The 25061-nt window shown below is 38.1% G+C and carries 23 protein-coding genes; 9 read left to right on the top strand and 14 right to left on the bottom strand.

The features are described 5' to 3' along the window. The first annotated feature begins 28 nt into the window (after positions 1-28). A complete protein-coding gene (locus HMPREF2644_RS03745; protein WP_053521070.1) occupies positions 29-520 on the top strand; it encodes a DUF8095 domain-containing protein in 492 nt (163 codons plus the stop codon). 10 nt (positions 521-530) lie between these two features. Continuing rightward, the gene (locus HMPREF2644_RS03750) at positions 531-830 is read left to right on the top strand and encodes a hypothetical protein (RefSeq protein WP_005647674.1); all 300 of its coding nucleotides are present in this window, start codon (positions 531-533) and stop codon (positions 828-830) included. A 5-nt stretch (positions 831-835) separates the two neighbouring features. On the opposite strand, the gene ligA is transcribed toward HMPREF2644_RS03750, so the two are convergent. After that, positions 836-2848 (bottom strand): NAD-dependent DNA ligase LigA, encoded by a 2013-nt coding sequence (ligA, locus tag HMPREF2644_RS03755; RefSeq protein WP_053521071.1) that lies wholly within the window; start codon positions 2846-2848, stop codon positions 836-838. A 111-nt stretch (positions 2849-2959) separates the two neighbouring features. After that, positions 2960-3946 (bottom strand): cell division protein ZipA, encoded by a 987-nt coding sequence (gene zipA, locus HMPREF2644_RS03760; protein ID WP_005690727.1) that lies wholly within the window; start codon positions 3944-3946, stop codon positions 2960-2962. A gap of 152 nt (positions 3947-4098) precedes the next feature. On the opposite strand from zipA, the gene cysZ reads away from it, so the two are divergent. The 3 genes from cysZ to HMPREF2644_RS03775 all read left to right on the top strand — a co-directional run bounded on the left by cysZ (position 4099) and on the right by HMPREF2644_RS03775 (position 7437). Continuing rightward, entirely contained in the window at positions 4099-4917 is an 819-nt protein-coding gene (gene cysZ, locus HMPREF2644_RS03765) for a sulfate transporter CysZ (RefSeq protein ID WP_005690724.1), read from the top strand. Positions 4918-5015: 98 nt separating this feature from the next. Next, complete coding sequence (gene cysK, locus HMPREF2644_RS03770) at positions 5016-5966, top strand: cysteine synthase A (RefSeq protein ID WP_005690723.1); 951 nt, start codon at positions 5016-5018, stop codon at positions 5964-5966. A gap of 247 nt (positions 5967-6213) precedes the next feature. Further along, positions 6214-7437: an MFS transporter gene (locus HMPREF2644_RS03775; protein ID WP_005632805.1), complete on the top strand. Its 1224-nt coding sequence runs from the start codon at positions 6214-6216 to the stop codon at positions 7435-7437. A 108-nt stretch (positions 7438-7545) separates the two neighbouring features. On the opposite strand, the gene waaF is transcribed toward HMPREF2644_RS03775, so the two are convergent. The 4 genes from waaF to HMPREF2644_RS03795 all read right to left on the bottom strand — a co-directional run bounded on the left by waaF (position 7546) and on the right by HMPREF2644_RS03795 (position 12517). Next, complete coding sequence (gene waaF, locus HMPREF2644_RS03780) at positions 7546-8586, bottom strand: lipopolysaccharide heptosyltransferase II (RefSeq protein WP_011272387.1); 1041 nt, start codon at positions 8584-8586, stop codon at positions 7546-7548. Positions 8587-8661: 75 nt separating this feature from the next. Beyond that, complete coding sequence (locus HMPREF2644_RS03785; RefSeq protein WP_011272388.1) at positions 8662-9825, bottom strand: XylR family transcriptional regulator; 1164 nt, start codon at positions 9823-9825, stop codon at positions 8662-8664. Positions 9826-9936: 111 nt separating this feature from the next. Continuing rightward, positions 9937-11343 carry a Na+/H+ antiporter NhaC gene (gene nhaC, locus HMPREF2644_RS03790; RefSeq protein WP_005651758.1) on the bottom strand — a complete coding sequence of 469 codons (1407 nt, stop codon included), beginning with the start codon at positions 11341-11343 and terminating at the stop codon, positions 9937-9939. Between the two features lies 1 nt (position 11344). Then, positions 11345-12517: a MalY/PatB family protein gene (locus HMPREF2644_RS03795; protein ID WP_070828240.1), complete on the bottom strand. Its 1173-nt coding sequence runs from the start codon at positions 12515-12517 to the stop codon at positions 11345-11347. A gap of 212 nt (positions 12518-12729) precedes the next feature. Here HMPREF2644_RS03795 and xylA point away from each other — a divergent pair, with 212 nt between their 5' ends. Next, positions 12730-14049 (top strand): xylose isomerase, encoded by a 1320-nt coding sequence (gene xylA / locus HMPREF2644_RS03800; protein WP_070828241.1) that lies wholly within the window; start codon positions 12730-12732, stop codon positions 14047-14049. A 56-nt stretch (positions 14050-14105) separates the two neighbouring features. After that, positions 14106-15587 (top strand): xylulokinase, encoded by a 1482-nt coding sequence (gene xylB, locus HMPREF2644_RS03805; protein WP_070828242.1) that lies wholly within the window; start codon positions 14106-14108, stop codon positions 15585-15587. A 50-nt stretch (positions 15588-15637) separates the two neighbouring features. Here the strand turns inward: xylB and rfaD are convergent, their stop codons facing one another. Both rfaD and HMPREF2644_RS03815 read right to left on the bottom strand, forming a co-directional pair. After that, on the bottom strand, positions 15638-16564 hold the full coding sequence (rfaD, locus tag HMPREF2644_RS03810) for an ADP-glyceromanno-heptose 6-epimerase (protein WP_070828243.1): 927 nt from the start codon (positions 16562-16564) through the stop codon (positions 15638-15640). A 52-nt stretch (positions 16565-16616) separates the two neighbouring features. Then, positions 16617-17120, bottom strand: a complete 504-nt coding sequence (locus HMPREF2644_RS03815) for a protein disulfide oxidoreductase (RefSeq protein WP_032824633.1) — start codon at positions 17118-17120, stop codon at positions 16617-16619. Between the two features lie 110 nt (positions 17121-17230). Here HMPREF2644_RS03815 and deoC point away from each other — a divergent pair, with 110 nt between their 5' ends. Then, positions 17231-17902: a deoxyribose-phosphate aldolase gene (gene deoC, locus HMPREF2644_RS03820; protein WP_070828244.1), complete on the top strand. Its 672-nt coding sequence runs from the start codon at positions 17231-17233 to the stop codon at positions 17900-17902. A 33-nt stretch (positions 17903-17935) separates the two neighbouring features. Here the strand turns inward: deoC and HMPREF2644_RS03825 are convergent, their stop codons facing one another. Both HMPREF2644_RS03825 and yihA read right to left on the bottom strand, forming a co-directional pair. Continuing rightward, positions 17936-19465, bottom strand: a complete 1530-nt coding sequence (locus HMPREF2644_RS03825; protein ID WP_032824634.1) for a YifB family Mg chelatase-like AAA ATPase — start codon at positions 19463-19465, stop codon at positions 17936-17938. Positions 19466-19579: 114 nt separating this feature from the next. Beyond that, positions 19580-20197, bottom strand: coding sequence for a ribosome biogenesis GTP-binding protein YihA/YsxC (gene yihA, locus HMPREF2644_RS03830; protein WP_005662749.1), 618 nt, complete (start codon positions 20195-20197; stop codon positions 19580-19582). A 104-nt stretch (positions 20198-20301) separates the two neighbouring features. Here yihA and HMPREF2644_RS03835 point away from each other — a divergent pair, with 104 nt between their 5' ends. Further along, the gene (locus HMPREF2644_RS03835) at positions 20302-21168 is read left to right on the top strand and encodes a VirK/YbjX family protein (protein ID WP_032824635.1); all 867 of its coding nucleotides are present in this window, start codon (positions 20302-20304) and stop codon (positions 21166-21168) included. 39 nt (positions 21169-21207) lie between these two features. Here the strand turns inward: HMPREF2644_RS03835 and oppF are convergent, their stop codons facing one another. From oppF to oppB, 4 genes are read right to left on the bottom strand one after another with little or no spacing between them, the layout of a single operon-like run. Next, complete coding sequence (gene oppF / locus HMPREF2644_RS03840; RefSeq protein ID WP_005657282.1) at positions 21208-22206, bottom strand: murein tripeptide/oligopeptide ABC transporter ATP binding protein OppF; 999 nt, start codon at positions 22204-22206, stop codon at positions 21208-21210. Continuing rightward, complete coding sequence (locus tag HMPREF2644_RS03845) at positions 22203-23174, bottom strand: ABC transporter ATP-binding protein (protein WP_005670792.1); 972 nt, start codon at positions 23172-23174, stop codon at positions 22203-22205. The genes oppF and HMPREF2644_RS03845 overlap by 4 nt, the downstream gene beginning before the upstream one ends. Positions 23175-23183: 9 nt before the next feature. Continuing rightward, complete coding sequence (gene oppC, locus HMPREF2644_RS03850) at positions 23184-24119, bottom strand: oligopeptide ABC transporter permease OppC (RefSeq protein ID WP_005661282.1); 936 nt, start codon at positions 24117-24119, stop codon at positions 23184-23186. 9 nt (positions 24120-24128) lie between these two features. Continuing rightward, a complete protein-coding gene (oppB, locus tag HMPREF2644_RS03855) occupies positions 24129-25049 on the bottom strand; it encodes an oligopeptide ABC transporter permease OppB (protein WP_005661284.1) in 921 nt (306 codons plus the stop codon). Positions 25050-25061: the final 12 nt, after the last annotated feature.

A 25061-nucleotide genomic window follows, 5' to 3' on the forward strand; every position in this document is an offset into this window, starting at 1 on the left:
ATGAATAATAAAAATTGCACTTTTTTCTTTGTTCTGCGTCATTATTGGAAGTTTATTTACTTCACAATTTTCGATTGCAGAAAATGATTCTAGTGCAGTTGATTTTGAAGATAAAAAAGCATTTAATTCCGATGTTTCAAATAATGATGCTCAAAAACTAGCTCAAAGTATTGAATTTAAAGTTTATAAAATAGATGAAACCACTTCATCAGAAAGTATTTATGAATCTCCAGCTGGAATTTGTCAGGGATTTAAGATTACAAGAGGTGTAGATTACACAAATTCGACTTACCATTATCTTTATCCAGACAATAGAGGAGAATTCTATGGCAGTGTGGTTGGTGCAACTATTTATAACCAAAAAGATCCTCAAAATTTAAGTTATGTGCCTGTTTATTCAATTACAGACAAAGATTTGTCTAAGTGTATTCAGGCACAAGAAAATAAAAAATTAAAGGAAAAAGCAGCGAATTATGTATCAGAAGGTAGGGCTGTATTAACTGACGTAATTTGTAAATAGGATGTATTTAATGAGAAAAATAGTTTTTGTTAGTTGTGTAATTTTAGGTTTAGCAGCATGTTCATCTCAACCAGAACAAATTGGTGGCGGTGTTTACGATATGAAAACTGTGCAAGAATATAATGCTCGAGTTATTAGTGGTAATACTGTTACACAAACTCAAAAGGATAAAATAACGCAACAAATTGATACAAGTTTAAAATTAAACCAAAGTGACAATAAAGTTAAAACGAGAACAAGACGTGTATTGCCTGTTCTTCCAGTTACACCAAGCGTTGGGTATCATTATAATTATCACTATTTTAGATAAAAAAATTATCTTGTTATCTGTGCTAAAAATTCTTCTTCTGTTAATACTGTAATATTTAACTCTTGAGCTTTTACAAGTTTAGAGCCTGCTGCATCGCCTGCGATAACGAAGTCTGTTTTACTGGATACCGAACCACTTACTTTTGCGCCAAGCTGTTGTAATAAGGCTTTTGCTTCATTACGCCCCATTTGAGTGAGGGTGCCTGTGAGGACGACGGTTTTATCTTTAAATAAGTTTTCACTTGCTTCTTTCACTTCTACAGTTTCCCAATGCACACCTTGTGCGATTAAATCCTCCACGACTGCAACATTATGTGCTTCACGCCAAAATATAAAAATTCGGTTCGCCACAACTTCCCCTACATCAGGTACTTGTTGAAGTTGGTCAAGATCGGCTTCTTTAAGCGCATCTAAGGTTTTGAAGTGATTCGCAAGATTCAATGCAGTGGCTTCGCCTACTTCACGAATGCCTAAAGCAAAAATAAAGCGAGCAAGCGTTGTGCTTTTTGCCTTTTCAAGACTATTGAGTGCGTTTTCTGCCGATTTTACGCCCATTCTTTCTAAGCGTGTGAGCGTGGTTAAATCAAGTTTAAATAAATCGGCTGGTGTATGAATCAGTTCTCGATCGACTAATTGTTCTATTAATTTTCCGCCAATACCATCAATATCCATCGCTTTACGAGAGACGAAATGTTTTAACGCCTCTTTGCGTTGTGCAGCACAGAATAATCCTCCCGTGCAACGTGCTACCGCTTCGCCCTCAATACGAATAATTTGAGAATCGCACACTGGGCAGTTTGTTGGGAAAATGATTGGTTTAGCATTATCAGGGCGACGTTCGTGTAATACACCGATAATTTGTGGAATTACATCGCCTGCTCGACGAATAATAACAGTATCGCCAATAGCGATATTTAAACGTTCAATTTCATCGCCATTGTGTAAGGTGGCATTACTTACTGTAACGCCTGCAACAAACACTGGCTCTAATTTGGCAACTGGTGTGATTGCACCAGTTCGCCCCACTTGGAATTCAACATCATTCAGCACCGTTAATTCTTCTTGGGCGGGGAATTTATAAGCAATTGCCCAGCGAGGTGCTTTAGAAATAAATCCTAGTTCATTTTGTAAGGCTATATCATTGATTTTTAATACCGTTCCGTCAATATCATAACCTAACGAGCTTCGTTTATTTTGAATATCTCGATAAAAACCTAAAACTTCATCTGCACCATTGCATAAACGAATTTCAGGATTTACTGGAATCCCGATAGATTTTAGCCATTGCAAACGAGCATAATGCGTAGTCGGCAGATCAACCCCCTCAGCAATTCCAATACCATAAGCATTTAATACTAGTGGACGTTTACTGGTAATATTAGGATCAAGCTGGCGTAAAGAGCCTGCCGCTGCATTGCGAGGATTAGCAAAGGTTTTTTCATTATGTTCTAGCGCATATTTATTTAAACGCTCAAAGCCTGCGTGCGGCATAAAAACTTCGCCTCGCACTTCCAAACGTGCTGGAGGATTATCTGTTAAAAGTTGTAATGGAATATTACGAATAGTACGGATATTTGCCGTAATATCCTCTCCTATAGTGCCATCGCCACGAGTAGCTGCTTGGGTAAGTACACCATTAACATACAAAATACTCACAGCCAAGCCATCAAGTTTAGGTTCGCAACAGAAAGTAAGTGGTTTCGGTAATAGGATTAAACGATCTTCAATGCGTTTTACAAAAGCATTAAATTCTGCATCGGAAAAAGCATTATCCAAAGAGAGCATAGGAATTTCGTGACGAATTTGGCTAAACCCAGAAAGTGGTTTTGCACCAACACGTTGAGTGGGCGAATCTGACGTCAGAAATTCAGGATGCTCTAATTCTAGGGCTTTGAGCTGATGAAATAAACGATCGTATTCGCTATCAGGCACGCTCGGATTATCTAAAACGTGGTATTCGTATTCATATTGGCGCAAGGTTTTGCGTAGATTGTCTAGTTGAGTTTGAATATTTGTCATAAAATTCTCGGAGAAAAATGACCGCACTTTTCTATGTATTTAGCGTGAAAATAGACAGGTACAAAGCCTGTCTAAATGAATATAAAAGTGCGGTAAATTTAAGGTATGAATTTACACTCGAGCAAGATAGGCTTGCTCTGCATTTGCATCAAAAATTTCTTGTTCTTCAGTCAGTATAACACCTTGTAAATCTTCGGCTAATGTATGGGCAGCACGCATCATCATACGTAAATTAGCAAGATTATTACCTGGAGAGGGCAATTGCATAAATAATACAATTCCTATGGTGTTAAATTCCGCTAAGTTATAAGCATTGAATGTGCCGGGTTGTTCTAAATTTGCCACACTAAAAAGCACGGGACTTGCCACACTTAAATCTAAGTGACGATGATACATTTCATCTTTACCCAAGATAAAACCCAAGTTTTCAAGAGCCTGCACCAATTTAGCACCATTAAATTCTTCGCTAGATTTTGGAATAAGATAAAGTTGAATATAGCCAGTTGTTTGTTTTGGCTGAGCTGTCGTTTCTGCTTTTGGTTCATTGAACGAGAGGTTGTAGTCTACTTGATGTTCTTCGTGAGATAATTCTGCAAGCTGCACTCTTAATTCTGGCGATGATGAATTAATGCCATTAAAACCAACATTTTGACTTTGTGCTTCAAGTTGTTCTAAGGTCATACTTGCGACATTATTTGCGGTTGGCATATCGTATTGAGGTTGCGTTGGTTGTATTGGCTCGGAACGATGATTCCCCATATCATAAATAGGTTGCGTGTTAGGAATAGAAATTTTGATGTCATCCACACTTTTATCGCTTTGGCGATAATCGATCAATTCAGCTTCTGATGGTAATTTTTCTGTGGTCGGTTGAGAAATTGGTGTATGCCCATTTTCCACATAGGTATTCGGCGAAATATTGTTTGGCTGTACCATTTCTTCTTGCGTATGGGATCTAGATGTTGGAGAAGTGCGGTCAAATTTATTGGCTTTATCAAAATATTTTGATTTCTCACGACGATTTGACCATAATCCGTGTACGATTAAGGCGACAAGTGCTACGATACCCACAATAATCAAAATTGTATTTAAATCCATTTTTATTCCTTACGCGCGATAGTTCGGCGAGAGTGCTATAAATGGTGCTAATGCTACCATATTTCAGTAGGTGAAAAAATACTTCAAAGTGTGGAATTTTAAAGGAAAAGTGCGGTCTGTTTTAAGCATATTTTTATTGAAAGGAAAGAAAAATGTTAAATCTTAATGAATTAAAATCTGGTTTCCACTATTTTGTGATGGGCTGGCATTTCATCACACAAAAAGGTTTGCGTCGGTTTGTTATTATTCCAATTTTGCTCAATACCATTTTGCTTTGTGGTTTATTTTGGCTTTTTATTAGCCAAATCAGCAGTGCTATTGATTGGGTGATGAATTTTATTCCAGATTGGCTTAGTTTTCTCAGTGTCATTTTACTGACACTTTCGATTTTAACGATTTTATTGCTCTTTTATTTTACTTTTACCACGTTTTCTGGCTTTATCGCAGCCCCCTTTAATGGTTTGTTGGCGGAAAAAGTAGAAAAAATGCTGACGGAGGAAAATATTAATGATGATAGTCTCGTGGATATAATGAGGGATGTGCCTCGTATGCTTGCTCGAGAGTGGCAAAAATTACGTTATAGCCTACCCAAAATTATCGCCTTATTTTTACTGAGTTTTATTCCTCTGGTTGGGCAAACCATCGTGCCAGTACTTACTTTCTTGTTCACTTGTTGGATGATGGCAATTCAATATTGTGATTATCCTTTTGATAATCACAAAGTCTCTTTTGATATCATGAAAAATGCACTTGGCAATCAACGAACTCAAAGTTTAACTTTTGGTGGATTGGTTACTTGTTGCACATTTGTGCCAGTGATTAATTTATTAATTATGCCTGTTGCAGTATGTGGTGCGACGCTGATGTGGGTGGAAAATTATCGTAATGACTTAGGTTTTAATATGAATAGATCTTTTTCCTCTCAAACGGGGCTTGATGTTCGTTCAGAAAATACAGGGATTGTTAAATAGCCTACAGTTATAAATAGATCAAATAACTATTTTTTTAATCAAAAGTGCGGTACTATAAATAAACCAACATTAACGAAGTCCAACGAAAGGGAAATATTATGACAATTTATGCAGACAATTCTTATTCTATCGGAAATACGCCGCTTGTGCGTTTAAAACACTTTGGCCATAACGGCAATGTGGTGGTAAAAATTGAAGGTCGTAACCCAAGCTACAGCGTAAAATGCCGTATTGGGGCGAATATGGTGTGGCAAGCAGAAAAAGATGGCACGCTCACAAAAGGGAAAGAGATTGTAGATGCAACGAGTGGTAACACGGGCATTGCTTTGGCTTATGTTGCGGCGGCTAGAGGTTATAAAATCACGCTCACTATGCCAGAAACAATGAGTCTTGAAAGAAAACGCTTATTGTGCGGATTGGGTGTAAATTTAGTGCTTACCGAAGGTGCAAAAGGAATGAAAGGTGCTATTGCGAAAGCAGAAGAAATTGTTGCTTCTGATCCAAGCCGCTATGTCATGCTTAAACAATTTGAAAATCCAGCCAACCCACAAATTCATCGAGAAACAACAGGGCCTGAAATTTGGAAAGATACGGATGGCAAAGTCGATGTTGTTGTTGCTGGCGTAGGAACAGGTGGTTCGATTACGGGTATTTCTCGCGCGATTAAATTAGATTTTGGTAAACAAATCACTTCTGTTGCCGTTGAGCCAGTGGAATCTCCGGTCATTAGTCAAACTTTAGCGGGTGAAGAAGTAAAACCAGGTCCACACAAAATTCAAGGTATCGGTGCGGGTTTCATTCCCAAAAATTTAGATTTATCTATTATTGATCGCGTAGAAACTGTTGATAGTGATACCGCACTTGCCACAGCTCGTCGCTTAATGGCGGAAGAAGGCATTCTTGCAGGTATTTCATCTGGTGCAGCTGTCGCGGCTGCAGATCGCTTAGCTAAATTACCAGAATTTGCCGATAAACTCATTGTTGTTATTTTGCCTTCAGCTTCTGAACGCTACTTAAGCACAGCACTGTTTGAAGGGATTGAGGGATAAACAAAAAAGAATAAAGTGCGGTGAATTTTTACCGCACTTTTATTAAGACTAGAGTAGTTCAATCTGAATGACATTAGATTGTTTAATCCCCTTATTTTATCCTTTCCTTCTTATTCAAAATCAATTTTTTCTTCTTTTCATATTCTGTTCATTGAATTTTTTTATTAATGCAGTAAACTAGCCACCGATTTTTAATCATCTTTCTTTTCACTTTAAATGTTACCCGCGAGTAACAAAAGGACACATCATGACAAACAAAGTAAACAGTTATGGCTGGAAAGCCTTAATTGGCTCTGCCGTCGGCTATGCAATGGACGGTTTCGATCTTCTCATTTTAGGTTTCATGCTTAGTGCAATTTCCGCAGACTTAAATCTAACACCCGCCCAAGGTGGATCTCTCGTAACTTGGACTCTGATTGGTGCCGTATTTGGCGGCATTTTATTTGGTGCATTAAGCGATAAATACGGTCGTGTACGCGTACTGACTTGGACTATTCTTCTTTTTGCGGTGTTTACTGGTTTATGTGCGATTGCACAAGGTTATTGGGATTTACTGATTTATCGCACAATTGCTGGTATTGGCTTAGGCGGTGAATTTGGAATTGGGATGGCTCTAGCAGCAGAAGCATGGCCTGCACGCCACCGAGCGAAAGCAGCATCTTATGTTGCATTGGGTTGGCAAGTTGGTGTGTTAGGTGCTGCGTTGCTTACACCATTATTGCTCCCGCATATTGGCTGGCGTGGAATGTTCTTAGTGGGTATCTTCCCTGCATTTGTCGCTTGGTTCTTACGTTCTCATCTGCACGAACCTGAAATTTTCACTCAAAAACAAACCGCACTTTCAACGCAATCCAGCTTTACTGATAAATTACGTTCATTCCAGCTTCTGATTAAAGACAAAGCCACGAGCAAAATTAGTCTTGGTATCGTCGTACTCACTTCTGTACAAAACTTCGGTTATTACGGCATTATGATTTGGTTACCTAATTTCTTATCAAAACAACTTGGATTCAGTTTAACTAAATCTGGGCTTTGGACCGCCGTTACCGTCTGCGGCATGATGGCTGGCATTTGGATTTTCGGACAACTCGCCGACCGAATCGGACGCAAACCAAGTTTCTTACTTTTCCAATTAGGCGCAGTGATAAGTATCGTGGTTTACTCACAACTTACCGATCCTGACATCATGCTTCTTGCTGGGGCATTTTTAGGTATGTTTGTGAACGGAATGCTGGGCGGTTACGGTGCATTGATGGCGGAAGCCTACCCAACAGAAGCTCGAGCAACGGCACAAAACGTACTTTTCAATATTGGTCGTGCCGTAGGGGGATTTGGACCTGTAGTTGTGGGCGCAGTTGTACTTGCTTACTCTTTCCAAACGGCCATCGCTCTACTTGCGATTATCTACGTAATTGATATGTTAGCGACAATTTTCTTAATCCCTGAATTAAAAGGTAAAGCCTTAGACTAAGAAAATATAAAAGATAAAAATGCTCGCCAAGTGCGAGCATTTTTTATGAAACAAGTCATCTTATAAGTAATATCTTTATAAGTTTTCTTTTCACTAAGCAAACTTTCATTATTTTGCCAACAGTTCGTTCAATTTTTCTAATGCCATTTCTGGCGTAATATCAATCAAACTTTGATGATACCCCCCCTCTTTGTCGCCTTTACGGACTTTAATCAATCCACCTTCAATTAAACGAATAATCGTTGCTTTATCTGAAAGCGGCGGCGTATATTGTGGGCTAGTTGGTCCATAAAGTGCAATCAATGGACGATTTACTGCTGCCGCAATATGCATTAAACCACTGTCATTGGTCACGACCGCCGTACAATTTGCAATTAAATCCACTGCTTCATTTAAGTTGGTTTTTCCTGCTAAATTGACACAAAACTCACGCAACGCTTCTGGCAGTGCTTGACGAATTTCTTCTCCCACTGGTTCATCTTTAGCTGAACCAAATAGCGCCACAGCATAGCCTTGGGTAATTAACATTTCTGCTAATTTTGCATAATGATAATGTGGCCAACGTTTTGCCGGGCCAAATTCCGCACCAGGACAAAAACCAATAATTGGACGCTCGCCTAAAAGTGCGGTTTGTTTTTTAAAGTTTTTTAAGGTTTCAGCTTGTTGAGTGGGATCAACGGTTAAATAAGGTTTTAGAACAGGAATATCAGCCGCTTTCGGTACCGCATTTTGCTCAAAAGCTAACGCGACATAACGTTGCACCATCATAGGATAATCACGTTTATTATTGCGTAAATCGTTAAGCAAGAAATAACGGCTTTCCCCTTTCCAGCCACGACGCACCGCAATTTTTGCAAAAGCGGGAATAAAAGCTGACTTCAAGGAGTTTGGTAATACGATCGCCATATCATATTGATTGCGCAATGCCTTACCTAAACGATAACGCGTTCCCAATTCAAAGGCTCCGTGCCCTAATGGCATTTCAATCGCCTTACGCACTTCTGGCATACGCGCAAGCAAAGGCTTACACCAATTCGGTGCCATCACATCAATATTGCAGTTTGGATATTGAATTTTCAGTTGCTGGTACAAACTGTGCGACATCATCATATCGCCAACCCAAGATGGGCCAATAATTAGAATATTCATTTTCTGTCTTTCAGATAAAAGTGCGGTCAAAAATACTTGTTATTATGGCACAGAGTTGAATAAAAATATGCTCCTTTAACAATTTAGTCGAAACTCTTTAGGAGTCATTTCAAATTCTTTCTTAAAAACAGAGTAAAAATATTGAATTGATGGATAGCCGCAAATCTCAGCAATTTCTTGAATAGAAATATCTGTTTGTTGTAATAAATTCTTTGCTCGGGAAATTTTTTCTTCGTGGATGACTTGGTGAATTGTTTTATTCATTTCATTCTTAAAACGTTGTTCAAGATTAGAACGTGAGGTTTCAAGATGATCTAAAACTTGTTCTACTTTAATTCGATGACAGGCACGATGACGAATATAATGCATTGCTTGAATGACAAGCGGATCTGTTAATGATCGATAATCTGTAGAATTTCGAGAGTGAACGGTAATCGGTGGAATTAAAATAGGGGTATGTGAAACTTTTTGACCATTGAGTAATTTGTGTAATAATTTCGCAGCTTGATAACCAATCTCTCTCGTGCCTTGTTCTACGGAGGAAAGGGACATACGCGATAAATATTGGATCAATTCTTCATTATCAATACCAACCACACAAAGCTCTTCAGGTACAGCAATTTTACTGTATTCACAAGCCTGCAATAAATGACGAGCACGCGCATCCGTAACAGCAATAATACCAGTATGAGAAGGAAGAGATTTTAACCAGACAATTAGCTTTTGTTGCTCTTCCAACCAATTTTGAGCATGAACCTGCACACCCTCATATAGGTAAATAGGGTAATGATTTTTCTCCATCAACTCTACAAAAGCATCTCTTCGTTCTATAGACCAATGCTTATGAGTATTTACTTGCAAACCATAAAATGCAAACTGTGACAGTCCTTTCTCCTGTAAATGAGATAAAGCCATTTCAACCAATGCCATATTATCTGTTGCTACATAAGGAAAGTGCGGATAAAAATCAGCTTGTTTATAAGATCCACCAACTGCTATAGTAGGAATAAGAGTGTGTTGCAATAATTCAACAGTTTTTGGATCATCAAAGTCTGCAATAATGCCATCAATAGAAAGTTGATTAATAGTATCAGTATGATAGATAAATTCATCTTCTACAAAAATATCCCACATACATTGCGATGCCTGAATATATTGTCCAATACCCTCCACCACCTGCCGATCATATACTTTGTTTGCATTAAATAAGAGGGCAATTTTGTAGTATTGTTCCGTCATTTTATATCCTTATCTATGGGAAATTGCTATTTAAGTTATAATAGAAAAGATATTTAGCTTCAAGATAAAAATAGCCAGAATAACTGGCCATTTTTATATCCAATACCACATTTATTTTTTTAGCTTCGCAATACCTATTCCACTTGCACCATAAATAATAGCAAAGATAATACCGCTCCAACATAAAATTGCCCAAGGTAAATAAGACAATGTTGCAACACCTAATGTGCCTGCCATATATGCACCTGCGGCAGTCCATGGCAAAATAGGTTCAATAATTGTTGCGGAGTCTTCTGCTGTTCGACTTAGATTTTTTGGATGTAATCCTTTTTCTACATACGCATTTTTAAGCATTTCTCCTGGAATTAGAATAGAAATTTGCCCATTACAAGTAACCCCAATCATTGTTAGACCGCAAAGAATCGTTGTAATAATCAAAGAAAGAGTTGAATGAACAAAGGTGAGTAATTTTTGAATAATCACGGTTAATGCACCGCTCAATTGTAATACACCTGCAAATGATAATGCACAGAAACAAATTAATAGTGTTCCCATCATTGAGTTCATTCCACCACGATTCAACAAACGACTTAAATCAGAGCTAACTGAAGTATGGTGAATCATTGAGGTATCAAATCCATTAACTGCGCTATTAATCACATCAGATAGAGAGAATTTTTGAATTAAGATAGCATTAATAATTGCGATAAATGCTGATAATAACATCACTGGAATAGTCGGTTTCTTAGTAATAGATCCCCATAATACAATAGCGACTGGAATAAGTAATAGAAAGTTAAAATGATAAACTTGCTCTAACTCATGAATCATTGTATTTACTTTTTCTGGAGTCGCTACATTAGAAAAATCGTAGTTTAAACCATATACCACATAGACAGTAGCCGAAAGAATAAAAGATGGTAATGTTGTATAAAGTAAGTGAACTATATGCTCATATAAATCTACGCCAGCAGCTGCGGATGCAATATTGGTTGTATCAGATAATGGCGATAATTTATCTCCAAAATACGCACCAGCGACCACAGCACCTGCCGTAGCAGCCAAATTGGCGTCTAATCCAATCGCAACTCCCATAAATGCCACACCGACAGTCCCTGCTGACCCCCAAGAGGTTCCAGTACAAATGGAAACAATAGCAGTAAGGAATAAGGCTGTCACATAAAGATATTCTGGTGATATTGCTTTTAGTCCGTAGTAGATCATCATAGGAATTGTTCCTCCACTAATCCAAGTTCCAATTAATAATCCTACAGTAATTAAAATTAATAGCGCAGGCATTGTTTTAGCTATTTTTTCTGAAATGGCGTCTAAAATATCTAAATAGCAATGACCTAATTTAATAACTAAAAAACCAGCAAATACCGTTGAAATAATCATTAATGGCTCTGCTGGCAAATCAAATAAAGCATACCCAAGCCCTAACAGTAATAGCATCACAATGATTGGTGAAAAAGCTTCTAATGTTGTTGGCATTCTTGTGCGATGAGTGGTTTTCATATTAAATCTCCCTATTGTTTAATAAACAAAACCCATTTTTGATTCGATTCAATGCTTCTAATAATTTTTTTCTAGGCATAGCGACATTCATACGAAAGAAACCATCTCCCTCTTTGCCAAATTCACTCCCCAAAGATACTTTTACTCTTGATAAATTATTAATCCAATAAGCTAATTCATTTTCATTTATACTTAGCTTTTTATAGTTTATCCAAAGTAAATAAGTTCCATCACTTTCAGTAATATCTAATAATGGAATATACTCATTGAAAAATTCTTTTACTATCTTCTTATTATTCTTTATGTATTCTTTTAGATAGATTACCCAATCAGTACAATATTTATATAACGAAATAATAGCTGGTATAGAGAAATAATTTGGATTATGTATACCTAATGCCATCATTTCTTTTATAAATTTTTCTCGAATTTCTTTATTCTCAATAATTAGGTTAGCTATTTCCAATCCAGGAATATTAAAAGTTTTTGCTGGGGATAAACAGATCATTGAGTGATTTGCTACCCATTCATCTAATGATGATATTAAATAGTGGGAGTCATTTGTTAGTGTAAAGTCTGCGTGGACATCATCGGAAATGATAAATACATTATGTTTTTTAGCTAAGTTTATAATTTTAATAAGGACTTCTTTATTCCAAATCGTTCCAGTTGGATTATGAGGAGAAATTAAAACAAATACTTTAGAATGTTTAAAACATTCCTCTAATAAATGAAAATCAATATGATACTTTCTATTTTCATAAACCAAAGGACATTGATATAATTTTCTGTCATTTAATTTTATCTTGTTTAATATTGGACTATATGAAGGTGATAGAATACATATTCCATCATTTTCTTTTGTAAATGCTCGTATATAAATAGATACGGCTTGGATTATTCTTGGGCAAAATACAATTTTTTCAGAGAGAACAGAATAATGATATTGTTCGAAAATATAATCACTGATTATCTTGTAATAGTCGGCTGGTAATTCAGTATAACCATAAATTCCTAAACGATTAAATTTTTCTAATTCATCTATCATTATCTGAGGGGCTGGAATATCCATATCCGCAACAGACATTGGAATAATATCATTATCTACATTCCATTTAGCACTAAATGTATTTAGACGATCAATAATCACATCAAAATTATAAAAATTATTCATTATTCCTCCTGATGTATAAGGCAAATTTACTTTAGTCAAAGAAGAAAAGAATTAAAATTACTAAAACTACTTTATCTATTACGTTTTTTCACAACTGTGATCCACGCCACAGTTGCAAATAATCAACATAGAAAAATTAAATAACATAATTGATGAAAAGTTAGTTTTTCACAAAAATGCGAAAAATTTCATCACCTAGAGAGGAAAATGTTATGACAACCTATTTCGATAAAATTGAAAAAATCTCCTTTGAGGGAGAAAAATCCACAAATCCTTTTGCTTTCAAACATTATGATGCTAATCAAGTAATTTTAGGTAAAACTATGGCTGAACATTTACGCTTAGCGGTGTGTTATTGGCATACCTTTTGCTGGAATGGGAATGATATGTTTGGGCTAGGTTCTTTGGAGCGAAGTTGGCAGAAAAATCCAAATTTGCTTGCTGGTGCAGAACAAAAAGCCGATATTGCTTTTGAGTTTTTGAATAAGTTAGGCGTGCCTTATTATTGTTTTCATGATGTCGATATTGCACCTGAAGGTAATTCAGTGCGGGAATATGTACAAAATTTTCATCATATTGTTGATATTTTAGAACGCAAACAAGTAGAAACGGGTGTAAAACTCTTATGGGGAACTGCAAATTGTTTTACTAATCCTCGTTATATGTCTGGTGCAGCAACCAATCCTAATCCTGAGGTTTTTGCTTGGGCTGCAACACAAGTGTTTAATGCGATGAATGCCACTCAACGTTTAGGTGGAGAAAATTACGTATTATGGGGTGGACGTGAGGGATATGAAACTTTATTGAATACCGATTTGAAACGTGAACGTGAACAAATTGGTCGTTTTATGCAAATGGTGGTAGAACATAAGCATAAAATTGGGTTTAAAGGTACATTATTAATTGAGCCAAAACCGCAAGAACCAACTAAACATCAATATGATTATGATGTGGCAACAGTGTATGGTTTCCTAAAACAATTTGGTTTAGAAAAAGAAATTAAAGTTAATATTGAAGCTAACCATGCGACGCTTGCTGGCCATACCTTTCAACATGAAATTGCAACAGCTTGTGCATTAGATATTTTTGGCTCAATTGATGCTAATCGTGGCGATTCACAATTAGGCTGGGATACCGACCAATTCCCAAATAGTGTTGAAGAAAACACGTTAGTTATGTATGAAATTTTAAAACATGGTGGTTTTACTACTGGAGGTTTTAATTTTGATGCGAAAATTCGCCGACAAAGTATTGATCCTTATGATTTATTTTACGCTCATATCGGTGCAATTGATGTATTGGCATTATCCTTAAAACGTGCAGCAAAAATGTTACAAGAGGAAACCTTACAAAAAATTGTTAATGAACGCTATGCAGGTTGGAATAGTGAACTTGGTCAGCATATTTTGCAAGGCAAAACTTCACTTGAAACACTTGCGCAACTTGTCCAACAAAAAGATTTAGCACCAAAACCAGTTTCAGGTCAGCAAGAATATTTGGAAAATTTGGTAAACCAAGTTATTTATAGCTAAAAATGAAGCAAAAGTGCGGTTGTATTCCACCGCACTTTTTTATTTTAGGAGACATTATGTATATAGGAATTGATTGTGGCACACAAGGAACAAAGGCAATAGTGCTTGATTCTGTCCAAAAAAAAGTGATTGGAGTTGGTTACGCAAAACATGAATTAATTACACAATCCAATGGAAGACGTGAACAACAACCAAATTGGTGGATTGAGGCATTACAGCAAGCATTACAAATTGCATTGAAACAAGCAAAAAATTCACCGCACTTTTCACCTAATTTAGTGAAGGGAATAGGCATTTCAGGGCAACAACATGGACTGGTAATGTTAGATAAAAACGATCGTCCTCTATATAAGGCTAAGCTTTGGTGTGATACAGAAACCGCTACGGAAAATGATATACTGATCGAAAAATTAGGCGGACAAACAGCCGTATTTGAAAAATTAGGCATCATTTGTCAAACTGGTTACACGGCTTCAAAACTGAGTTGGTTTCGTCAAAATTATCCTGACAAATTTGCCAATATTCGCAAAATTATGCTGCCGCACGATTATCTAAATTATTGGCTAACAGGAAAATTCTGCACTGAATTTGGTGATGCTTCTGGTAGTGGTTATTTCGATGTTGTGAAAAGAGAATGGAAAAGAGAAGTTTTCAAATATCTTGCGCCAGAATTAAATATGGATGAAGTGTTACCAAAATTACTTTCTGCTGAACAAAAAATCGGTGTGATTAAACCTGAAATTGCGACTTTATTTGGTTTTAATGAGAATGTCATCGTCTCCACAGGTGGTGGCGATAATATGATGGGAGCAATTGGTACAGGAAATATTCGAGAAGGGATTGCTACGATGAGTCTCGGTACTTCTGGTACCTTGTATGCTTATACGCAAAAGCCATTACTTAATTTACCACCAATGATCGCAAATTTTTGTTCAAGTAATAATGGCTGGTTACCACTGGTTTGTGTAATGAATATAACCTCCTCAAATAAACAGCTAATGAATTTGCTCAATATTGATATTGAAGAATTAAATCAACTTGCTCAACAAGCATCTATTGGTGCGAATGGCATCACTATTTTGCCATTCTTTAATGGTGAAAGAGTTCCACCTTTACCCAATACAAAAGCGAGCATTTTAGGATTAGATTCAAGTAATTTCACACGAGAAAATCTTTGTCGAGCAATGATGGAAAGTGCTACTTTTACGCTTCGCTATGGCTTAGATTTATTTCGTCAAGCTGGCCTCGAAACCTCACAAATTCGCCTAATTGGAGGTGGCGCGAAAAGCTCATTTTGGCGGAAAATGATTGCTGATGTGATGAATTCTGAAGTGGTATGTTTGCAGGAAGAAGAAGCTGCTGCATTAGGAGGAGCAATTCAAGCTATGTGGGCAAATGGAGAAGGAGAACTGGAATTTTTATGCGAAACCTTCATTCACTTAGATGAAAACTCAAAAGCTTATCCCAACTCATCACAGGTGAAAAATTATCAAAGTGCTTATGAGCGTTATTTAACACATTTATCACAATTATATTAAATAAAATCCCCTATACCGATAAGCTATAGGGGATTTACTACATTAATAATTTATTTTCTATTCAACCATGCCATATATTCAGTCACGCCTTCCGCCACTGTTTTGAATGGTTTATCGTAGCCTGTTGAACGAAGTTTAGTCAAATCTGCTTGCGTATATTCTTGATAACGAGATTTCAAATGCTCTGGGAATGGAATGGTTTCAATCTCGCCTTTACTGTGGAATTTCACTACCGCATCAGCCACCGCACGGAAACTTTCTGCATTTCCTGTACCAAGGTTGTAAATACCCGAAATACCATTTTGCCAACACCAAATATTCACTGCAGCCACATCGCCCACATAAACAAAATCACGGCGGAATCCTTCGCTGCCTGCAAATAATTTTGGATTTTCGCCTTTTAAGATTTGGTTATTCAAGTGGAATGCCACACTCGCCATAGAACCTTTATGATTTTCACGCGGCCCGTAAACATTGAAATAACGGAAACCACATACTGGCGATTTTGCTTCTGGCAAAATGTTGCGTACATATTGATCGAACAAGAATTTAGAATAGCCATAAACATTTAATGGGCCTTCAAATTCACGTTCTTCACGGAATACTTTGGTGTCTCCATAAGTTGCTGCACTTGAGGCATAGAAAAAAGGAATTTCGCGGTCAAGGCAATAATGCAACAACTCCTTAGAATATTCATAGTTATTGTGCATAATGTATTTGCCATCCCATTCCGTAGTCGCAGAACATGCCCCCTCGTGGAATACCGCATCAATATCGCCAAATTCGTCTCCTGCAATAATAGAAGCAATGAAATCTTCTTTATCACAATAATCTGCAATGTCTAAATCAACTAAATTGGCAAATTTCGTGCCATCTTGTAAGTTATCCACCACTAAAATATCTTTGCGCCCTAAATCATTCAATGCTTTGACAATATTGCTGCCAATAAAACCAGCGCCGCCTGTTACGATAATCATAATTCTGTCCTCTTTAAAATAAGTCTGCGTATTGTAATAGATTTTCTACCGCTTAGCCAAAAAACTCTGCGAAAAACAACCGCACTTTTAATCCCCAATAACTCGTTAGGCCGGTCGTAACAAGATCCATTTTGCCTTTACTCAACAACACAATTGTGGGCGTCACATTAATTTGCCATCGTTCTGCAAATTCCCCTTTAGGATCATTAACCGTAGTGAAGTGGTAGTCATGCTTACTTAAATAATCATTTACGTCCGCCTCATTGCCTGAACGTAATGCCACCGATACAACTTGATAGCCTTCGTTTGCTAAAGAATTAATTGCTGGCGAAGTATAACGACAATAACCACACCAAGTTCCCCAAAAATAAAGTAATGTGGGTTTGTTTTGATCAAGACTTTCAAGAGAGAACGTATTCCCTTGAAGATCTTGTAACGTGATTTTATTTATTTCCTCTGACACTACAGGGCGACGAACAAAATCCAGTATGCTAGTTATCACAATAAAAGTTAAAAAGAGGGATAATCCATTCTTGAGTAATTTTTTAATCTTCATTTTATTTATTCCTTATCTTGTTGAGATGATTGTAATTGAGCGTAAAACCATAGTCAAAAATAAAGAATTTTTGCTACAATAGGTAAAACATAAATAAAAGGAGGAAAATCATGACACCGAATCAACTTGCTCAATATATCGATCACACCGCACTTACCGCAGAAAAAAATGAACAAGATATTTCGATACTCTGTAATGAAGCGATTGAACACGGATTTTATTCTGTATGTATCAATTCTGGTTATATTCCACTCGCTAAAGAAAAACTTGCTGGCTCAAATGTAAAAATTTGCACCGTAGTTGGCTTCCTTTTGGGGGCGAATTTAACCTCAGTCAAAGCATTTGAAACACAAGAATCCATTAAAGCAGGTGCAGATGAAATTGATATGGTAATCAATGTAGGTTGGATAAAATCGCAAAAATGGAATGCAGTAAAACAAGATATTCAAGCGGTATTTAATGCTTGTAATGGCACGCCATTAAAAGTGATTTTAGAAACTTGTTTGCTCACTAAAGATGAAATAGTGAAAGCCTGTGAAATTTGTAAAGAAATCGGCGTGGCTTTTGTTAAAACATCAACGGGTTTCAACAAAGGCGGCGCAACTGTAGAAGATGTTGCATTGATGAAACAAACGGTCGGCAATATTGGTGTTAAAGCATCAGGCGGTGTGCGTGATACTGAAACTGCACTTGCAATGATTAAGGTGGGTGCGACTCGCATTGGTGCAAGTGCTGGCATTGCAATTATTAGCGGTACTCAAGACACTCAAAGCACTTACTAATCCTTTCACGCGTGGTATTCTTTCCATGCGTTTTTACATATTCGACAATTTCTGCAGCAAACGATCCATTGCTCGATAGCCCAAGGCCTCCGCCAAGTGCGGTTGAGAAATTTGTTGTTCTCCTTGTAGATCGGCAATGGTTCGAGAAACTTTCAAAATACGATGATAAGCCCGAACAGAAAGCCCCAGTTTATTCAGTGCTTTTTCAAGGAAAAAGGCATCTTTATCATTTAACTTGCAATCACGCTCAATCTCTTTACTGTTCAAATAAGCGTTAATTTTCCCTGCTCTTTCCATTTGAATCTCACGCACTTTTAACACTTTTTCACGAACTTGCGCGCTGGTTTCGCCACGATCACCTGTATTTTGTAAGCTGCCTTGTGGCAATAAAGGCACTTCAATAGATAAATCAAAACGATCTAAAAATGGCCCTGAAAGTCGATTCAAATAACGCATAATTTGCTGCGGTGAAGTACGGTTATGTGTCCCAGTATAATGGCCTGTGGGGCTTGGATTCATTGCAGCCACCAATTGAAAACGAGCCGGAAATTGAATTTTGGCATTGGCTCTAGAAATAATAATCTCACCACTTTCCAAAGGCTGACGTAGTGCATCTAACACTTTTCGTTCAAACTCTGGAAGTTCATCAAGAAAAAGTACCCCATTTGTTGCTAAGGATATTTCGCCTGGTTTTGGGATCGTTCCGCCACCAACTAAAGCTGGCATTGATGCACTATGATGTGGTGCGCGAAAAGGACGTTGCTTCCAATTATGAAAATTTAACTCGTTTTGAACTAAACTCGTTACAGATGCTGTTTCTATCGCTTCTAAATCTGTCATTTCAGGTAAAAGCCCTGTCAAACGGCTGGCTAACATGGTTTTTCCTGTACCCGGTGGGCCAAGAAAGAGCAAATTATGCTGCCCCGCTGCGGCAATGGTCAATGCTCGTTTAGCGTGCTGTTGTCCAATAATATCCGTTAAATCTAACGTATTTTTACCTGAAAAATTTACCGCACTTTCTTTCACAATTTCAGTGGCGAGGGGTAATTTTTCCTGACCATTGAGAAATTGCACTACATCTAAAAGCGTTTGTGCAAAATAAGTATTTTGATCAGACACGAGCGAGGCTTCATTAGCATTTTGTTTCGCGATAATTAACTCTCGCTTTGACTTTTGTGCTGCAAGAATAGCGGGAATCACACCATGTACGCCACGCAATTGTCCCGTCAGCGCAAGTTCAGCCACAAATTCAAATTGCTTTAAACGGCTTGCATCAAGCTGATCCGATGCAGCTAAAATTCCGATAGCAATAGGCAAATCAAATCGCCCACCTTCTTTCGGTAAATCCGCAGGGGCGAGATTCACTGTGATACGCTTGGCTGGGTATTTAAATTGTGCATTCATCAACGCACTACGCACCCGGTCTTGTGCCTCTTTCACGGTTTTTTCTGGCAAACCAACAAGTGTAAATCCTGGTTTTCCGTTGCTTAAATGCACCTCAATGGTGACTAGCGGCGCTTGCACACCCATAGAAGCACGGCTGTAAACAATAGCAAGGGACATGATAATCCTTAAAGTGCGGTAAAAATGAAGATAGTTTTTGCACTATAAAAAAAGCACGTAATGAAATCATTCATTCCGTGCTTTTTTTGCGATCTAGATCGCAAAATTCATATTTTATTTCGCAAAAAGTGGCGAAAACCAAAAATCTAATTTCGCCGCCAATTTATCAATACCAATTTTATTTTGTGCAGAAAAAGCCTCAACTTGTATATCGCCTTGAAATGGAAGAATTGCTTCACGCACCATTTTTACTTGTTTACTACGTGCGCTTTGGCTCAATTTATCGGCTTTAGTTAGCAATAAAAGTACTGGTAAATCTGCGGAAACCGCCCATTCAATCATTTGTTGGTCAAGATCCTTAAGCGGATGGCGAATATCCATCAACACAACCAATCCCGCCAAACATTCTCGTTTTTGCAAATATTCGCCCAAGGATTTTTGCCATTGGATTTTCATTTGCTCTGGCACTGCGGCATAGCCATAACCCGGTAAATCTACCAATTTACAATTAGGCTCTACTTCAAATAAGTTAATCAATTGCGTGCGCCCCGGTGTTTTTGAGGTGCGCGCTAAATTTTTTTGATTGGTTAATGCATTAAGTGCGGTTGATTTTCCTGCATTTGAACGACCCGCAAACGCAATTTCAATGCCCGTATCTTCAGGAATGGAACGAATATTCGGCGCGCTCGTTAAAAAGTGGGTTTTGTGGTAATTAAGTTTAATTTCAGACATAAGTATTCCTTTTAAAAATTGTGTTTAGAATAGCATAAATGGAAAATTTCCTGAAATTATGTCAAAATTCTCTCTGAAATTATAATCAATTAATGGCAATCCAGATGACAACAAAAACAACTTACCAATGGCCTCAATCTAAGGATATTTATCCATATCGACCAGGGCGTTTTGATGCACCAAAACATTGGCGTTATAACTTACGTAGCTTTTTAAATCGTGGTTCAATTCGTCGCTTTGAACAATTTATCAATCAATATCCTTTTCTCGTCGATATTTTTAATACGCACTTGGATTATAGTTATCCTGTTGCTTGTCGTTTTTTAGATAAGCGTTTTAACGCATCACAACGTTTTCATGCCGTTTGTGAGAATCTTTTATTTTTACCCGAAAAACTTACCGCACTTTCTACGCCGTTATGGGAAAAACCATTAAGTTTTGGCGAAGTCATTCCTGATTTTGAAATGACATTAAGCATGACAACCCATCAACCAATGGAAGGATATTGGGTATTGGAGCTATGGCATAAACCAAGAAATGAATTAGTTTATTTGCTTACTTTTGCCAAATTAGGCGATGCGTTGCTTATTGCTGTTGTACAAGGGCCAAATTTTGAAGGCTCAAAGGAAATGGTGAAACAACTAACCAAATTATGCCACGGTTTACGCCCTGCCTATTTAATGGTTGAAACCATGAAATCACTCACAAAAATACTAGGCTACAATAAATTGCTGGGCATTCCACAAAAATACCAAAATAAATCTCGTTTCATCCAAAGCAAACAATATACAGTGGACTATGATGCAATTTTTGGCGAATCAGGCGGAGAATTAAAAGATTACTGGGAATTGCCTTTAGAAATGGATAGAAATCTGGATGATATTCCAAGTAAAAAACGTTCCATGTATCGTAAACGTTATGCGATGCTAGATGATTTGGCTAAGGTAATTGAAGAAAAGTTAGGATTGTAAAAGTAAAAAGTGCGGTGAATTTTAACCGCACTTTTTGTTTTATAAGACTTTCAAGCAAGCCACAAAATGGCTGTTGTTTTGGCTGGTGAAAGGTGGTTTTTGTTTCGCACAATTCTCATCAGCCTTTAGACAGCGAGTACGAAATACGCAACCAGACGGTGGATTAATTGGCGAAGGCAAATCACCTTCAAGTAATTCGATGGATTTATTGCGTTCCAATTTTGGATCGGGGATCGGAACAGCAGACATTAAGGCTTTGGTATAAGGATGTTTGGTATCGTTATATACTTCCACATCGCTGCCTAATTCCATTGCATTGCCTAAATACATCACTAATACGCGGTCAGAAATATGTTTTACTACCGCTAAATCATGGGCGATAAAAATTAAGGAAAGCCCCATTTCTTTTTGCAGGGATTTCAATAAATTCACCACTTGAGCCTGAATCGACACATCTAACGCTGAAACGGGCTCATCACAAATGATCATTTTGGGCTCAATGATTAACGCACGAGCAATACCGATACGCTGACATTGACCACCAGAAAATTCATGTGGGTAGCGGTTAATCAAGTTCGGTAAAAGCCCAACTTTCAACATCATAGCTTGCACTTTTTCTTTCACTTCGGCGGCACTTAAGTGCGGTTGGTAGATCTTTAATGGCTCAGCAATGATTTCGCCAATATTCATTCGCGGATTGAGAGAGGCTAGTGGGTCTTGGAAAATCATTTGAATATCTTTACGCGTTTCTTTCCATTGTTTCGCTGATTGTTTTCGTAAATGTTTACCAAGCCACAAGATTTCCCCTTCACTCGCTTCGACTAAACCGATAATAGCGCGTGCAAGTGTGGATTTACCGCAACCAGATTCACCTACTACGCCGAGAGTTTCACCTGCGTAAAGTTTAAAAGACACATCCTTCACCGCTTTTAAGGTTTGCGGTTTGGCGAAGAAAAGGGATTTATCATTTTTAATTTTAAAACTGACGCCTAAGTGATTGACTTCAAGGAGTAATTCTTTGTTGTTTGAGACTGTCATAGGTTAAATTTCTCCGCTGATAACCAACAATTACGTAATTGACCGTGATTAAATGTAGTCAGTTTTGGCGCAATTTGGCATTGTTCGGTAGCAAATTGGCAACGAGGTGAGAATGGACAACCTTTTGGCAAATGCAATAAATTCGGTGGATTGCCAGGAATGGTTACCAGGTGTTCTTCATTGCCGTCTAAGCGAGGAATCGCATCCATTAAGCCTATGGAATAGGGATGGGTTGGATAATAGAAAATTTGTTCCGATGTGCCGTATTCCATGGTTCGTCCAGCATACATCACCATGACTTGATCGCAGATACCAGCCACTACCCCAAGATCATGGGTAATCATAATAATCGCAGTATTAAATTCGTGTTTTAACTCATTTAACAAAGTCATGATTTGTGCTTGAACGGTCACATCCAAAGCGGTTGTTGGTTCATCTGCAATGAGTAGTTTGGGACGGCATAATAAGGCCATCGCAATCATCACCCGTTGACGCATACCGCCAGAAAACTCGTGCGGATACATGCCCATGCGTTTTTTAGCTTCTGGCATTTTAACTGCGTCTAACATTTTCACGGATTCGGCAAAGGCAGTTTGTTTATCATAGCCCTTGTGCAATTGCAGCACTTCCATGAGTTGTTCACCGATTTTCATGTAAGGATTTAGCGACGTCATTGGATCTTGGAAAATCATGGAAATTTGCTCGGCGCGGATTTTATTCAATTCAGCATTCGGTAAATTAACTAATTCTTTCCCTTCAAAAATGGCAGAGCCTTCCACTTCACCGTTGGCTGCCAATAAACCCATTAAAGCAAAGGCTGTTTGTGACTTGCCTGATCCACTTTCGCCTACGATGCCCAGCGTGCTTCCTGCATTCAGCGTGAAGTTTAAGTCATTCACTGCTGTGACGACGCCATCTGGTGTTTTGAAGCGAACGTAGAGATTTTTTACATCTAATAAAGGATTCATTATTCGCTCCTATCTATCTTTCGGATCGAGTGCATCACGCAACCCGTCACCGATAAAGTTAAAACAAAATAGGGTAAGGCAAAGGAAAAATGCCGGGAAAATTAATAACCAAGGCGACACTTCCATTTGTGCAGCACCATCACTTAAGAGTGCGCCCCAACTACTCATCGGTTCTTGAGTTCCTAATCCTAAGAAGCTTAAGAATGATTCAAATAGAATGAGTCCAGGCACTTCAAGCGAGGCATAAACTGCCACTAAGCCTAATACATTCGGAATAATGTGTTTCAAAATGATTTGGCGACGAGGTACGCCACAAACGATGGCGGCTTCGACGAATTCTTTATTTTTTAGGCTGAGGGTTTGTCCGCGTACAATACGTGCAAGACCAAGCCAGGCAATGGCCCCGATAGCGATAAAAATTAAGAAAATGTTTTGGCCAAAAAGGGTCACCAACAAAATCACGAAAAACATAAATGGAAATGAGCTAAGAATTTCCAAAAAGCGCATCATCAGCATATCTGTTTTACCGCCTACATAACCGGAAATAGCCCCATAAATTGTGCCGATAGTGACGGAAATGAAAGCACCAGCAATACCGACCAATAATGAAATACGTCCACCGATAGCAGTACGTACCAACAAGTCTCGACCTGAGGCATCGGTACCGAAGAAGTGATAGCCTTCCATTGTTGGTGCGGCGCTCATCATATTCCAATCGGTATCTTCATAGGTAAATGGGAAGAACCAAGGCGCTACGGTGATAAATATAATAATAAACGCCAAAATAATCAGACTGACAACGGCCGCTTTGTTGCGGAAAAAACGGCGTTTCGCATCTTGCCATAGGCTGCGGCCTTCCAGTTGCATTTCTTCAATACGGTCAGCCACTTGTTCCACAAAATCCGCATTTTTCTGATTAATCGGCTGAGTACGATAATCTGTCATAACTTATCCTTAATAACGAATTTTTGGATCGATGATGGCGTATAAAATATCCACAATCGCATTAAATAAAATGGTTAATGTCCCCACTAAAATGGTGAGGCTCAAAACTAAAGAGTAATCGCGGTTCAATGCGCCGTTTACAAATAATAATCCCATGCCAGGTAAACCAAATACGCTTTCGATGACCATTGAGCCGGTAATAATCCCTACGAAAGCAGGTCCTAAATAGGTTATCACGGGTAAAAGTGCGGGACGCAAAGCATGTTTTAAAATGATTCTCGACATGGAAAGTCCTTTAGCTTTGGCGGTTCGAATAAAGTTGGAATGTAACACTTCAATCATCGAACCACGCATGATACGCGCAATCCCTGCAACATAAGCGATAGTTAAGGAGGCTACAGGTAAGATCATGTATATGGCGGTACCGCCGTTCCAACCGCCAGCTGGCAGCCATCCTAGATAAATGGCGAAAATTAGCACTAAAATAGGTGCAAATACGAAGCTTGGCATAATGACCCCAAGCATTGAGAAACTCATCAAAATATAATCCCAACGGCTATTTTGATTCAGAGCGGCGAGCGTACCTGCTGTTACTCCTAGCACGACTGCAAAGGCGAAGGCCACCATGCCCAATTTTATGGAAACAGGGAAAGCTGACGCGATTAAATCATTGACTGATTGGTCTTTATATTTAAAAGAGGGACCAAAATCTCCTTTGGAAAGATTTTCTAAATAAAGGAAATATTGTTTATATAATGGTTCATTTAAATGATACTTCGCTTCGATATTAGCCATGACTTCTGGCGGATAAGCGCGTTCAGAAGTGAACGGGCTGCCAGGGGCAAGACGCATCAAAAAGAAAGAAAAAGTAATTAAAATAAACAGCGTCGGCAAGGCTTCCAACAGCCGTTTAAAAATAAACTTGAGCATAACAACTCCAAC

This window comes from Haemophilus sp. HMSC071C11 (genome assembly GCF_001837655.1).
GTDB classification, from domain to species: domain Bacteria; phylum Pseudomonadota; class Gammaproteobacteria; order Enterobacterales; family Pasteurellaceae; genus Haemophilus; species Haemophilus influenzae.